The sequence below is a fragment of the Nocardia otitidiscaviarum NBRC 14405 genome (genome assembly GCF_000308635.1).
GTDB lineage: Bacteria > Actinomycetota > Actinomycetes > Mycobacteriales > Mycobacteriaceae > Nocardia > Nocardia otitidiscaviarum.
The window spans coordinates 39,474-52,928 of the sequence record NZ_BAGD01000071.1; the positions used below are offsets into that span (position 1 = coordinate 39,474).

Sequence of the window (13,455 nt, forward strand, 5' to 3'; positions counted from 1 at the left end):
CTGTTTGCCTTACAGGCATGAGTCTATGACCCTGCTCCGCACAGATGCAAGTACATCTGCAACCTCGAATATGCAGGGGGAGCAGGGATTTCAGTATGCCAAAGGTTTGCGAGAGATCATCATCGGAGTTACTTCGGGACGAAAATCCCGGTGAGATCCGCCTCTTTGATGGGTGTTTCGGGATTGGCCTGGGCCTGACACATGAGCTTGATGCTGACTGTGGCCGCATCGACGGTGTCGGCGCTCGGTTCGGTGGTGGAACTCTGTTCTTGTTCCAGGAATTTGCGGACGGTCACCCGCTGCTTTTCACCGTCCTGTGTGTACATCAGAATCCCGCCAATCCTTCGGCCAAGCTCTCGATCTGGAGGACCCGCAGCGCGTCCGCTCGGACGTCCGGACAGCGCGCGGTGGTGATCTGGTCGACGACGCCGCGATTGTCGACGACGGCGGCGTTCACGCCGCTGTTTCGCAGTGCCCAGTTGTGCACCGTCCCGTTGAACGCCACCTTGCCCAGATCCGGGCTCTGGTCGCGCCAGCCGGGGATATCGCCGCGCATCATGTCGCACAGCTGGTCGGCGGCCGCGTCGGAGACCGCGAGCACGCCCGGTGAGCTGATCACCAGGCTGCGCGCGGGCGCGGAGTTGCCGGGCACGGTGGTCTCGGTGGAATCGGAGCAGGCCGTCAGCAGCAGCGCCGCCCCGGCGAGCAGCGCCGCGGCGCGGCCGCCGTGCCGCCGGACTCCGGCGGCGGAAGGCGTCTCTATGGCATCTCCTGTCGGTGCTCTCTGCTGCCCGGTGCTTTCTGCCGCCCGGTGCTTTCTGGTGTCCGGCGCTCGCTGCTGTCAATGCCCCTGCTGGTCGGACAGGCGCAGCCCTTCGCGCGACTTGACCCGACGGTGTTCGGCGGTCACCGCGCCGATGCCGAAGCCCAGGCACAGCACCGCGATCACACCGGCGGCGACGGCCCAGCCGGGGAAGCCGTACGCCGCGGCGGTCAGTGTTCCCGCAATGGCGACGAGGCCGATCGCGATGAGGATCAGACCCGGCCAGTTGCGCGAGTTCTGGACCGATTCACCGGCGTGGTGTCGGGTGGTACGGGTGATATCGGGGTCGTAGTCGCCCCGGCCCCGCTGCTCCGGAACGCCGGAGCCCGCGACGGGGCCGGACGGCTGACCGTGGATGTCGGGCGACTCGTTTCCGGCAGGCATGATGTCTGGCCTCCTGTGCTGTCGGACGGGGGTGATACCGCGCGGATACCCGGGGCGGCCCCGGCCAATCGCCGGGAGTGACGATCACGACGTCTGTTCCCGCAGCAGCCGGTCCCAGCGCCGGAGGAAGTCCGACAGGGCGAAGTTTGCCTGCGCCCAGTGCCGGGCGGCCTTGCCGGTGAGTTCGGCGAACAGCGGCTCGTGCACGAACTGCCGCACCGCCTCGGCGAGAATGTCGGGGTCGGTGGACACCACTCCGGCCTCGGCGGGTACCCCGGCCGACGCCTCGGTGGTGCCGACGGCGACGATCGGCATGCCCAGGTACATGGCCTCGATGACCGACATTCCGAGCGAGGTCCACCGCGGGGTGTGCGCGAACACCCGCCGCAGCGCCAGCTCGTCGTGCAGCTCGGACTGTTCCAGGTCACCACGGCCGGTGACGGTGTCCTCGGCGCGGCCGAGCAGGTGGTGCAGCCGCTCGGTGCCGGTGCCGAACACGTCGATGGGCGCGGCGTCGCCGAGTCCGGCCAGCAGATCCGCTCCCGCGATCCGCCAGCGCCGCACCGGGTCGTTGACGATGGCGGCGGCCCGGGGGAGCGTCCCGACGTAGCGGTAGCCGGGATCGATCACGCCGTACGGCACCACATGGGTCGGGCAGCGGCCGTTGTCCCACATCAGCCGATTGAAATCGGTGACGTGCACGAGCGGTACATCGGTGCGATCGGCCAGGGGATGGCGGGACAGCGCCGCGTGCGCGCGCGGGGTCTCGTGCTCCACGTACAGAGCGGGCAGATCGCGTCCCGGTCGGCGGCCCAGCAACTCCTCGGCGAGTTCGATCTCCCGAGGGCGTTGCAGCACAACGATATCCGGCTCGACATCGCCGAGATCGTCGGTCGGAGAGTTGATCACGCGGTAGCGGTGGCCCCCTTGGACGAAGGCTCTCGTCCAGGGCTCGTGCGCATTCCACAGCAGCACGGTCAGGGCCTGGGGTTCGGTCGAGGCGTCCCTCATACCGGTCGGATGCCCTGCTCGGTCGGTGCGAAACGCGTTCGATCAGTCGCATGCCGGACGCAGGTCGTATACCGCGAAGGCCGTGCGTATCACCGGCGCGGCCACATTGCGCACCCGGATGCCGCCCGGCGTGGTACCGCGCTCGTAGCCCGCGTGCGCATGCCCGTGCACGGCCAGGTCCGCACCGCAGTCGTCGATGGCCTCACCGAGCAGATAGGAGCCCAGGAAGGGGTATATCTCGCGCGGTTCGCCGTGCAGGGTGTCGCTGACGGGGGAGTAGTGGGTGAGCGCGACGGTGACATCGGTGCGCAGCCCGGCCAGCGCGGTGCGCAGGGACTGTGCGAGCTCCACGGTGTGCGAGGCGAATTCGCGCATCTGCCGCTCACCGAAGACGCTCGCGCACTTGCCCGCGAACCCACCGCCGAAGCCCTTGGTTCCGGCGACCCCGATGGTGTGCTCCCTGACGGTGACGGTGGCGGCGCTGCCCTCCAGCACGGTGATGCCGTGATCGTCGAGCAGCGTGGCGATCTCGTCCTGGGCATCGCTGTGGTGGTCGTGGTTGCCCAGCACGGCGACCACCGGAACGCCCACGTCGCCGAATTCCGCCGCCACCACGCGGGCCTCGTCCACAGTGCCGTGCCGGGTGAGGTCACCGGCCAGCAGCAGGACGTCGGCGCGGGCGGGCAGTTCGCGCAGCGCGGGGGTGAGCGAGCCCGCGGCGTCGGCGCCCAGGTGCACGTCGCCGACGGCCGCGATGCGCAGGTGCGGGCGCTGTGCGACGGGGACGTCCGGTGTCGCGGTACTCAGGTCAGCTCCTCGGGTTCGGCGGGCACCACCGGGTCCGATATCCGGACATCGTTGTGCACCCGCAGTTTCGGTGCGTGCTCGCGCACCACCGTCTCCAGTTCGCGGCGACGTTCGGCGCTGGCCACCTCACCGCTGAGCACCACCACGGTGCCGCGAATGGTCACCTGCACACCGAGTTCCGCGGTGCGCGGATCCTCGGCGAAGGCGCGGCGCAGATTCGCCACGAGATACTGCGGCAGCAGGTCCTCGCCCGCGGGATCGCCGTTCATGGACTCGCCCTTTCGATCGTGGCTGATACCCAGGTCGTCGAGCAGACCCAGGAAGGCTCGCGCGTACGGCGACATGCCCGTCTCCGTGCGCACCCGGCCCCAGTCCACCTGCTCGCGCAGATCGCGGGCGATGACCAGCAGCCGGGTGAAGTCCAAGCGGTGCGGATCGAGCACCATGAGCTTGTCGACCATCAGGTCGGTGCCGCTGACCACGGGCGCGGCGGTGGGGCCGACCCGCATCCAGGCCGCGCGGGCGAGCATCTCGTCGGTGACGGTGCGGTAGTTGGGCCGGTAGATGATGTCGACCAGGGTGTCGCCGTCGTAGACCTTGGTGAGCCAGTCCTCGGCCGGATCGACCGGCCGCAGCCCGGCATTGGTGAGGGTGGTGCGGGCGCGTTCGGCGTCGGCGGGCTTGACGAAGATGTCGACATCGTGGTCGGTGGCCGGTCCGCCGCGCGCGTACACCGCGCAGCCGCCCGCGACGGCGAACGGCACCCCGTCCTCCAACAGGGTGTTCACCACACGCGTGAGCGTGTCGAGCAGGCGGTGCAGGGCGACGACCATATTCGGGACCTACCCGGCAGGCGCGCGGTCAATCATGGTCGCGGGGCTCGTCGGCGGCGCGCAGCGAGCGGGTGGCGGGGCCCTCCAGCAGCGCGCCGTCGTGCCGGAAGCGCGACCCGTGCAGCGGGCAGTCCCAGGACATCTCGGCATCGTTCCAGGTGAGAATGCCGCCCAGATGCGGGCAGACCGCGGACACCCGGTGGGTGGCGCCGAAGGCGGTGCACACCCCGACGGGCGCGAGCCCGCTGCGCTCCACCCGGCCCTCGCCGTCGGCGGGCGGCCCGTCGCGGCGCAGCGCGTCGCGGATGCCGAAACCCAGCCAGCCGGAGGAAAGCTGGAGTGCGACAGCGCCATTGGCCTTCATGGCGGTCAGCGCACCCGCGAGCTCGCGCGGCTGCCAACTGGCGAAGGTGTCCGCCCAAGTGCGGCGGCTTGCCGGTCAGGCGGCCCACCAGCGCGCGGGCGGCCGCGACGCCGTTGGTCAGGCCCCACTTGGCGAATCCGGTGGCCACCAGCACCCGGTCGTTCCAGGGCAGCAGCGGTCCGACATAGGGCAGTTCGGCGATCGGATGGTAGTCCTGGGCCGACCACCGGAAGACCGGCTCGGCGCCGGGGAAATGGCGCTGGGTCCAGCGCACCACGTCGTCGGCGTGGGCGCGCGCCCGCTCGGTGCGGCCCACCCCGTGCCCGGTGCCGCCGACGAGCAGCAGGTCGCCGCGATCGGTGGGGATGGGGCGCAGGGTGCGCACGGGGGCGTCCGCGCTGATGTACATGCCGGTCGGGAAGTCGCCCGGCACGGTGAAGGCGGCGGCGTAGGAGCGCTGCGGCTCGAGCCGGGCGAAGAAGCCGCCGCGGTCCAGAATCGGCGTGCCGGTGGCCAGTACGACGGTGTGCGCGCTGAGGTCGCCGTGCTCGGTGTCCAGAGTCTGGCGGTCGCCCTCGCGGCGCAGCCCGCGCACCCGGGTGTGCTCGAAGACGGGCACGCCCCGGGCTGCGAGATCGCGCGCGAGCGCGGCGATGGCGTCCATCGCGTCGAACTGCGCCTGCCCGTCCAGCCGTACCGCGCCGCAGTGCGGGAACGGAACGTCCAGGTCGGTGACGAATTCGGTGGGCAGACCCGCCTTGCGGGTGGCCTCCAGTTCCGCGCGCAGGATCGGCACCGCCCGCTCGGTCTGGGCGTAGGTGTAGGCCGGGGCGGTCTGCACCGGGATGTCGTGATCGGCGCAGTAGCGCAGCAACCACTGTTTGGCCTCGCGATTGGCGTCCAGGTAGGCGCGCAGCACGCGATCGTCGTGGACGGTGCGAATGCGACTGGCCCGGGTGGCCTGCAGCAGGCTGATCTTCCCGGTGGTGTGGCCGGTGGTCACGCCACCGAGCCGGTCGGCCTCGAGGACCGCCACCTCGATCCCCTCCTCGGCCAGCAGCAGCGCCGTCACCAGCCCGGTGATGCCGCCGCCGACCACCGCGGTGTCGATCCGGCGGCCGGGATCGAGCGGTGGGAAGGTCGGCGGCCGGGCATCGTGCAACCAAATCGACGTCATACGGTCCGGATTGCCGTGACCCACCTCGTCAAACGGCGCGAGCGCGTGATTGGCCGGGATGGCGTGGGGTATGGCGACGGTACGAAAGGAGGCCGCGACCATGCCCAAGACCGATAAGCGTGGAGAACCCAAGAGTTCGGAGCTGCCCGGTACGCTGCGTCGCTCCGACGAGCATGCCCAGGAGATCTTCGCCGAGGCGCACGATTCGGCGTTGGAGCAATACGGCAGCGAGCAGCGCGCACACCGCGTCGCCTATGCCGCGCTGAAGCACTCCTACGAGAAGGTCGGCGATCACTGGGAGGCCAAACAGAGCCGCGGGCCGTCGGATGAGCGGGCCGAACACGGCGGGCCGAACCCCCGAGGGGAGACCGCCGAGGGGGTGGACGCCAATGCGTCCAAACAGCATCTGCGGGAGATCGCCACGCGTCTGGAGATCTCCGGTCGCTCGAAGATGACCAAGGATCAACTCGTGGACGCCATTCGCAGATACAACGAGCGGGCGCGTCGCCGGGCGGGGGGCCGCAAAACACCGGAGGCGTCCGGCAGTCAGCGGTGAACGACGAGCAGATGTGGAATTGGGAAGCACGGGGGGAAACCGAGGCGCAACGGCTGGACCGGAATTGGAACAGTCTGGTGCAGGAGGCGCGCATCGTCCAGACCGGGGTGCAGCTGCTCACCGGATTTCTGTTGATACTGCCGTTCCAATCGCGGTTCGACGCATTATCCGATCCGATGCGCGGGCTGTATCTGGTGACCGTGACGGCATCCATTGTCGCGACGGTTTTCCTGGTGGCCCCGGTCTCCACCCATCGGCTGCTGTTTCGCCGCCGCCGACTCGACGAGGTGGTGCGGGCCGCGCACACCTTCGATCTGGTCGGGGTGGTCCTGCTGGGGGTGGCGCTGACGGGCGTCGCCGTGCTGATCTTCGCCGTGGTGCTCGGCAACACGGCCGGGGTGATCGCGGGATGCTGCTTCGCCGCGCTGTTCACGCTGGTCTGGGGCATCTACCCGTGGTACCGGCGCGGGCACGGGCCGGAGTCCGAAGATCGCTCCGAATATCCTGAGCCACAATAACTTTCGACGCGTGCGTGTTTCGAACCGGTGGTACCGGGTACCGCCGGACTGTCAGTGATTGATACCGACATTCTGGAGGTGAATGTCTTGTCCGAGCACGATAAGGGCGGATTCCGCGAAGGTGTCGAGGGCACCGTCGAAGATGTCAAAGGCAAGGCCAAGGAAGCCGCGGGTACGGTCTTCGGCAACGAGGACATGCGCGACGAGGGCCGGGCACAGCAGGACCGTGCCGAATCGCAGCGTGACGCGGCCCGCAAGGAAGCGGAAGCCGAGAAGGAACGCGGCAAGGCCGAGGTCGAGGAAAAGCGTCAGCAGGCATATCAGCAGGGACAAGGCGACCGCTGACTGCCGTAGCAGTTCACACTGACGAATAGACGACGATTCGCCCGGCGAGATTTCGCCGGGCGTTTCGTGTCGTCGGTGGGCCGGTCCCGTCACCGACCGTCGTTGCCGGGCACTTCAGGGTCGGACGGGGGCTGCCCGGTGAGTTTGCGGCGTAGCAGCACCACGCCTACCAGTACCGCCAGTCCGATGATCACGAGTAGTTCCATACCGCGTCGATACCCGTAATTCGGCCGACCATTCGTCGTGCGTGGCAAACCTTCGTGGCGGACGGCTGGCCTGCACCGACGAAATCAGGTGCGGAAATTCGGTGTCGCGGGCAAACGGTGCGCCGTCGCGCCGATCGCGGTGAGGCAGTGACATATTCCATATCGCGTGAAAGACTGGTTCCAGGTTGAGACTACAGCCGACCCGGTTCGTGTACGGGACCGTTCGCGGAGGACCGAGTGTCGAGCGCGTAGTACGCCCTCGCCTCGCATGTCATCCGGCCTCATTGCCGAGGGGCCTCCGCGCAGAACTGGAATATCCCCCTGACATGGGAGGTTTAGTCACATGTCTGCCATAGCAATACACCAGCGCGGTGTCGATGCCGACACCCTGACGAACGGGTCGCGCGGCGACCGTTCCGACCACCTGTCGCTCTCGATGGACAGCCATCAGCGCAAGTGCACGATCGTGCGGGTAGAAGGTGAATTGGATGCCGCCATCTTCCCCGAATTCTCCGAAGCGCTGGAACGGGCGGTGACATCCAGTTCCCGGGCGGTGATCGTCGATTTCCGGCAGACCCGCTTTCTGAGCATCGGCAGTGCCCTGAAGCTGGCCGGGGCCAAGGAGGCCGCCGTCGCCGGCGGCGTCGATCTCCGCGTGGTGGCCGCGCGGCGGGAGGTCGAGCGGGTGCTCGACGTGACCGGCGTGCGTCCGCTGTTCCATGTCTACCCATCGATTCAGGCCGCGCTGGAGGCATGATCGCCCAGTGGATCCGGGTGGGACCGACACGCGCTCGGTCCCACCGATCCGCTCGCGTTTCACATCCTTGCGACGGATACTCGTGGAGTGACGCGCAGTGGCGAGGTGTCCGAGGACGAACAGACACTGGAGCAGGTCGTGGGCAGCGGCCGGGCCCAGAGCGTCGGGTCGTTCCGGTTCTGGTACTCCGATCAGCGTTGGGAGTGGTCGGACGAGGTGGCGGCCATGTACGGCTACGCCCCCGACACCGTGGTACCGACCACCGATCTCTTGCTACGACACAAGCATCCGGAGGATCGAGCGCAGGTCGCCAGCGCCATCGCCCGGGCCGTCGAGAACCGGGAACCGTTCTGCAGCCGCCACCGTGTCGTGGACGTGGACGGCACCGTACGCCACGTGATCGTGGTGGGTGATCATATGGTCGATGACGAGGGCACGGTCGTCGGCTCGTCGGGCTACTACGTCGATGTGACCGACACCCTTGCCGAACACCGGCGCGAGGCGCTCGACGACACGCTGCCCGAACTGTACCGGGCCCGCGCGGTCATCGAGCAGGCCAAGGGGGCGCTCATGCTGGTCTACGGCATCAATGCCGACCAGGCGTTCCGGGTGCTCACCTGGCGTTCACAGGAGACCAACACCAAGCTCCGGACCCTGGCCCAGCGCCTCGTCGCGGATGTCACCGAGATGGGCGGCGCGGCGGTCGAATTGCGTACCGGCTTCGATCATCTGCTGCTGACCGCGCACGAGCGGGTCGAGGAAGGCTAGTTCGAGAATCCCCGGGTTTCGGGCGATGCGGACCGGGTACGTGCTGTAGCGGACACGTCCTCGGAAGGAAGGCCGACCCGTGACAACGTCGACGGCCCCGATATGCCGCGCATCTCCCCGGTGCCTCTTCGCGACTGTTGCACGCCGATCGCCGTCCGCCGAATCGGCGAGTGTTCGGCGATGATGGATCGGAACGGATGGGGTAACGGCCGGGCGCAGCGGGTTGCCGCGGGATGGCTCGGCGACGGACAGGCGGAGAGGCGCATGACTGAATGGATTTCTCGGGCGGCGACGGACACCACGGCGATCGGCATCCGGGTACCGGCGGATCTCGGACAGCTCACCATGCTGCGGGCGCTGGCGGAGACCGTCGCCCTCATCGCGGATTTCGCGCTCGACGAGGTGACCGATATCCGGGTGGCCCTGGACGAGGTGGCGACCTCGCTGATCATCGCGGCGGTGCCGGGCAGCGCGATCGACTGTGACTTCGACTACGACCGGGAGCGCATGCGGGTGCGGGTGTGTGCCGTCACCGTCGACGCCGACACCTTCGACGAGGGCGGATTCGGCTGGCACGTACTGGAGACCCTCACCGAAACCATTGAGGCACACCGCGGCACGTTCGACGACAAGACGGGTGGCTATCCGACCACCGTGGAGTTCAGCCGACTGCGAGGGGAAGCGGATGTCGGGTGAGGTTCGACGCGGCCGGCCGGGCGCGAGATCGCGCAGCCGCGGCGACAGCTACGACAATATCGAGCCGATGTTCAAGGAGTTGGCCGCCGTCGATCCGGCCGACCCGCAGCGAGAAGTGGTGCGCGAGAAGCTGATCGGTCGATGCATGCCGCTGGCTGACCATATCGCGCGCAGATTCTCCGGACGCGGTGAGAGTTTCGACGATCTGCTGCAGGTGGCACGGGTGGGGCTGGTGCAGGCGGTGGACCGCTTCGATGTGACGCGCGGTTCCTCGTTCCTGTCCTTCGCGGTGCCGACCATCATGGGCGAGGTGCGCCGCCACTTCCGCGACAACACCTGGGCGGTGCGGGTGCCGCGGCGCACCAAGGAGATTCAGCTGAGTATCGGCGGCACCATCGACGAACTCGCACAGCGGCTGGGGCGGATGCCCAAGGCCCGCGAGATCGCCGACAAGCTCGGTGTCGATCTGGTGGAGGTCACCCAGGCCCTCATCGCGGGCAACGCGTACCAGCTCTCCTCCCTGGACGCCGTCACCGGCGACGACAGCGAGAACACGCCGCTGTCGCTCATGGAGGTGCTCGGCGATGTGGAACCGCGCTACGACCGGGTGGACGAGTACCTGGCGGTGCGGCCGCTCATCGCCGAACTGCCCGATCGCGAACAACGCGTGCTCATCATGCGCTTCTTCGAGGCCAAGACGCAGGCCCAGATCGCCGAACGGCTGGGAATCTCCCAGATGCATGTCTCACGCATACTCGCCAAGACGTTGACCTCGCTGCGCGAGCAGGCGTTGCGGGACTGACACGGGCCACGAGATCACGGGCCACCGCCTCCGCGGGACCGAGGTCGGCCGCGCCCGGACGCACGCGACCGACCTCGCACGATGTCAGCCGATAGCGCGATGTCGGCCGATGCCGTGGTGTCAGCGTCAGCCGATGCCGTGGTGTCAGCCGAGGTCGGGTGGCCCCACCGGCCGGGTGGGATCCGAAGGGTTCGGATCGGGCGTCCCCGGATAGGGCGGTTTCGGCTCCGGTTTCCCGGGATACGGCGGTTTCGGCTCCGGTTTGCCCGGATACGGTGGTGCGGGCGGCTCGGGCTCCGGCAGCGGGGGCGTCGGTTCCGGTCGCGGGGGGTAGGGCAGCGGTTCCGGTTCGGGCAACGGCCGGGGTTCGGGCGTCGGCGGTACCGGGTCCGGAGTCGGTTGGGGCGGAACGGGTTCCGGCCGCGGGGGAATCGGTTCGGTCATGACGGTGTCTCCCTCTGCTCGCCTTGCTGCTCGCCGCGTTCCGGGCGGCCGCGCAGTCGCGGATCGTCCTCGGCGGGCAGTTCCGGATCGCGGGTGTCCTCGGCACGGTTGCCGCGCAGCGTGTCCTCCAGCTCGTGCGCGAGCTGGTCGTCGCGAGCGGCCCCGTGCTTGGTGTTGCCTCTCTGCATCCGAACCTCCTCGGGATTCGAGTGTCGTGCTATCAGCGGCGCAAGAGTGCGCCGACGCCATCCGGGAGCGACAGCTCACCGGATACCGGCACGATGTCGCTGTCGCCCGCGATGGCCGCCACCGGCACGGCCTCGTCGGCGCGGCGCGCTCGCGCGACATCGCGCAGGTCGGCGGCGTCGGTGGCCACCTCGGTCGGTGCGGCGCCGGTGAGCACCTCCCGGTCGTCGAGGGCCGCGCTGTCCACGAACAGCTGCGCCACAGCGGTGTCGCGCAGCGCGGCGGTGGTCTCGGGCAGGCCGCCGGTCGCCGCACCGTCGGCCCGGTCGGCGGCTGTCGCGTAGCGGGCCAGGACCTCGCGCCGCCAGCGGTCGGCGGAATCGGCGAGTACCTCGTCGACGGCGGTGCCGCACTCCGTATCCGTGCCTGCGGGTGTCCGACCGGCGGCGTCGAGCTCGACGATTCGGCGCGAGTGGGTGCGTGCCGCCGCGACAGGTGTGCGGCCCGTGAGACGGGAGCGCGCCTCGATGGCGGCGCGCAGGGCCGTGCGCGCGGCGCACTCGCCGGTGAGCACGATGGTCACCGCGCCGGAGCGGTCGGCCATCTCGACCACCTGGCGAGCCACCTCGGCGGCGTCCCGGCCCGCGGCGTCCGCGGCTCGCCGTGGCCCGACCCGATGACCGGGGCTTCTGTGCCGCGTACGAAGCGGGCGGCCGGTGCCGTAACTGGTGTGGGTGACGTCGCCGTGCCCGTTCACCCCGCGGATGTACGCGCCCACCCGATCCATCGTGACCAGTACGTGCGGTACCTGGGGCGCGCGCTGTTCGAGCAGTGGCAGCAAGTAGGGCAGCGGGGACACCCGCACGATCTGCGCCGCCGGCGGTGCGGGCAGCTGTTCGTCCACGAGCACGGTGGCGGCGTCGGCGACGAGGGCGCGACCGCAGCGTCCGACGCTGCGCGGTCCGGCCGCGAAGGCGATGTCCAGGGCGGCCAGGGTGGTGGCGGAAGCGCCTGCGCGGTCGAGCCTTTCGCGCATCGACCGACAGCGCGCCGTCAACTCCCGGGCCGCCGCCTCGCTGTCATGGCTGCTGTCGAAGTACACCGAGGCGAACGGACCGGTGCGGTCGACCAGTTCCCGGAGACTTGTCCTGACCATATCGGGGAGTTACCCGCGCATCCCCCGGGCAATCGCGCGACCGGATCATCCACCGGCGGAACGCCCGGTGAGCCGCATTGCGGGCCGGCTGCGGCCTGGTCTCGATGTGGCTTCGAGGGGTCCGCTCCGCCGTGTCGCACCCGGTCCCGCCGCTAGCCTGCAAGTGCCCGGCCGTCGGGGCCGAGAGGGTCGAGCGAGTACGCGTAGGGGTCAGGTGTGAGCCGTAGTGCGCGAATGGTCGTGGCGGCCTTGGTGGTCGGGTGCGCCGCCCTCGCCGGTCAGATCCACGGCGGGCATCCGGCCGCGGCCGAGCCGGTGCTCGGCCCCTCGACACCCGCGCTGCCCGGTGTCCAGCTGCCCGGGCCGCACGAGTGGATCGACCGGGTCATTCCCGCCCCGGCGCTGCCGCCCGCCCCGGCGACTCCGCTGGTGGACGGCGGCGGATTGCCGCCGGAGCTGGCGGCGCTGCGCGCGGCGGTGTTGCCGGATCCCATCGGCGATCATTTCATCGACCACTGGCCCGAGCGGCTCGACGAACTCGCCCCCGGCGCGCTCGTCGCCTGGCGTGATGTCAGCGCCACGGCCGCGCCGCTGCTGTTCCTCCCGGTGCGGCAGGTGCTTCAGCTCAAGTACCGCACCACCGATTCGCGTGGGCTGCCGTCCTATGCCGTGGCGTCCCTGGTGATTCCGGCGGCGGCGTGGACGGGGGAGGGGGACCGTCCGATCGTGGTGAACAATGTGCCGATCAACGGTCTCGGCCGCGATTGCAGTCCGAGTTACACACTGACGCACGGGATCAGCTTCAAGACGAACCTGTCGGAGTTCATTCCGCCCACCACCCAGCTGGCCATGGCCCGCGGGTACGCGGTGCTGATTCCCGACCACGAGGGTCCGCGCATGGCGTACGCGGAGCCGTATGTGGCCGGGCACGCGGTACTCGACGCCATGCGCGCGGTGCGGGGATGGCTGTCGGACGAGTTCGGCGACAGCCGGTTCGGGATGATCGGATACTCCGGCGGCGCCATCGCCACCAACGCCGCGGCCAAACTCATGGGCGAGTACGCGCCGGAGCTGGCGGAGGTGGTGGTCGGGGCGGCGCTCGGGGGCGTACCGGTGGACTACGAGATCCTCGCCGGGAGCATGAACGCCAATCTCGCATCCGGGGTGTTCCTCGGGGCGACCTTCGCCGTCGGGCGGGAGCGGCCCGAGATCCTCGCGCGCATGAACAATCTCGCCCGCTGGGTGGGGACCTCGTTCATGAAGAATCAGTGCGTGGACGTCTTCGCGCTCCCGGGCGTCTTCCTGCTGCCCATGGATATCGCCGCGAACATCCCCGACCCGCTGCACAGCGACCTGGCCCGCGACATCTACCGCATCACGCGTCTGGAGGATCGCAGATCACCGGTGCCGCTGTTCGTCTACCACGGTGAGCAGGAGTTCTGGGTGCCGGTGCGGGGCGCGCGCGATCTGGTCCGCGAGCAGTGCGCGCTGGGCGCGAACGTGGTGTACCGCAGCGTTTTCGGCGAGCACATCGTCGCCGCCCTGACCGGCTATCCCGAGGCCGTGCTGTGGCTGGACGAGCGGCTGCGCGGCGTGCCCGCGGTCAGCGAGTGTTGACGCCG

At 69.3% G+C, this 13,455-nt stretch carries 16 protein-coding genes and 1 pseudogene; 8 read left to right on the top strand and 9 right to left on the bottom strand.

Annotated features, from left to right (window positions below; genetic code table 11):
* Positions 1–128: 128 nt before the first annotated feature.
* The 7 genes and pseudogenes from ON31_RS14290 to ON31_RS14320 all read right to left on the bottom strand — a co-directional run bounded on the left by ON31_RS14290 (position 129) and on the right by ON31_RS14320 (position 5,399).
* Positions 129–326, bottom strand: coding sequence for a hypothetical protein (locus tag ON31_RS14290; RefSeq protein ID WP_051037231.1), 198 nt, complete (start codon positions 324–326; stop codon positions 129–131).
* On the bottom strand, positions 326–652 hold the full coding sequence (locus tag ON31_RS14295; protein ID WP_051037232.1) for a hypothetical protein: 327 nt from the start codon (positions 650–652) through the stop codon (positions 326–328). The genes ON31_RS14290 and ON31_RS14295 overlap by 1 nt, the downstream gene beginning before the upstream one ends.
* Before the next feature lie 189 nt (positions 653–841).
* The gene (locus tag ON31_RS14300) at positions 842–1,207 is read right to left on the bottom strand and encodes a hypothetical protein (RefSeq protein ID WP_306306418.1); all 366 of its coding nucleotides are present in this window, start codon (positions 1,205–1,207) and stop codon (positions 842–844) included.
* Between the two features lie 84 nt (positions 1,208–1,291).
* Positions 1,292–2,218 (bottom strand): glycosyltransferase, encoded by a 927-nt coding sequence (locus ON31_RS14305; RefSeq protein WP_172544867.1) that lies wholly within the window; start codon positions 2,216–2,218, stop codon positions 1,292–1,294.
* 42 nt (positions 2,219–2,260) lie between these two features.
* On the bottom strand, positions 2,261–2,980 hold the full coding sequence (locus ON31_RS14310; protein WP_039813975.1) for a metallophosphoesterase family protein: 720 nt from the start codon (positions 2,978–2,980) through the stop codon (positions 2,261–2,263).
* A gap of 41 nt (positions 2,981–3,021) precedes the next feature.
* Positions 3,022–3,858, bottom strand: coding sequence for a BON domain-containing protein (locus ON31_RS14315; protein WP_039813976.1), 837 nt, complete (start codon positions 3,856–3,858; stop codon positions 3,022–3,024).
* Between the two features lie 28 nt (positions 3,859–3,886).
* Positions 3,887–5,399: pseudogene (locus ON31_RS14320) on the bottom strand (FAD-dependent oxidoreductase).
* A 100-nt stretch (positions 5,400–5,499) separates the two neighbouring features.
* On the opposite strand from ON31_RS14320, the gene ON31_RS14325 reads away from it, so the two are divergent.
* The 7 genes from ON31_RS14325 (at position 5,500) to ON31_RS14355 (ending at position 10,047) form a co-directional block, all read left to right on the top strand.
* On the top strand, positions 5,500–5,955 hold the full coding sequence (locus tag ON31_RS14325) for a ChaB family protein (RefSeq protein ID WP_039813977.1): 456 nt from the start codon (positions 5,500–5,502) through the stop codon (positions 5,953–5,955).
* Positions 5,956–5,966: 11 nt separating this feature from the next.
* Positions 5,967–6,473: a DUF6328 family protein gene (locus tag ON31_RS14330; RefSeq protein ID WP_051037247.1), complete on the top strand. Its 507-nt coding sequence runs from the start codon at positions 5,967–5,969 to the stop codon at positions 6,471–6,473.
* Positions 6,474–6,560: 87 nt separating this feature from the next.
* Positions 6,561–6,818 (top strand): microaggregate-binding protein 1, encoded by a 258-nt coding sequence (gene mbp1 / locus ON31_RS14335; protein ID WP_039814065.1) that lies wholly within the window; start codon positions 6,561–6,563, stop codon positions 6,816–6,818.
* A gap of 642 nt (positions 6,819–7,460) precedes the next feature.
* Positions 7,461–7,781 (top strand): STAS domain-containing protein, encoded by a 321-nt coding sequence (locus ON31_RS14340; RefSeq protein WP_051037233.1) that lies wholly within the window; start codon positions 7,461–7,463, stop codon positions 7,779–7,781.
* An 87-nt stretch (positions 7,782–7,868) separates the two neighbouring features.
* Positions 7,869–8,549, top strand: a complete 681-nt coding sequence (locus ON31_RS14345; RefSeq protein ID WP_051037234.1) for a PAS and ANTAR domain-containing protein — start codon at positions 7,869–7,871, stop codon at positions 8,547–8,549.
* A gap of 264 nt (positions 8,550–8,813) precedes the next feature.
* Positions 8,814–9,245 carry an ATP-binding protein gene (locus tag ON31_RS14350; protein ID WP_051037248.1) on the top strand — a complete coding sequence of 144 codons (432 nt, stop codon included), beginning with the start codon at positions 8,814–8,816 and terminating at the stop codon, positions 9,243–9,245.
* Positions 9,246–9,312: 67 nt separating this feature from the next.
* Entirely contained in the window at positions 9,313–10,047 is a 735-nt protein-coding gene (locus ON31_RS14355) for an RNA polymerase sigma factor SigF (RefSeq protein WP_306306419.1), read from the top strand.
* A gap of 440 nt (positions 10,048–10,487) precedes the next feature.
* Here the strand turns inward: ON31_RS14355 and ON31_RS14360 are convergent, their stop codons facing one another.
* Together ON31_RS14360 and ON31_RS14365 are read right to left on the bottom strand one after the other, a co-directional pair.
* Entirely contained in the window at positions 10,488–10,679 is a 192-nt protein-coding gene (locus tag ON31_RS14360; RefSeq protein ID WP_029932329.1) for a hypothetical protein, read from the bottom strand.
* A gap of 32 nt (positions 10,680–10,711) precedes the next feature.
* Positions 10,712–11,833 carry a baeRF2 domain-containing protein gene (locus ON31_RS14365; protein WP_039813980.1) on the bottom strand — a complete coding sequence of 374 codons (1,122 nt, stop codon included), beginning with the start codon at positions 11,831–11,833 and terminating at the stop codon, positions 10,712–10,714.
* A 216-nt stretch (positions 11,834–12,049) separates the two neighbouring features.
* Here ON31_RS14365 and ON31_RS14370 point away from each other — a divergent pair, with 216 nt between their 5' ends.
* Entirely contained in the window at positions 12,050–13,450 is a 1,401-nt protein-coding gene (locus tag ON31_RS14370; RefSeq protein ID WP_255222101.1) for a lipase family protein, read from the top strand.
* Positions 13,451–13,455: the final 5 nt, after the last annotated feature.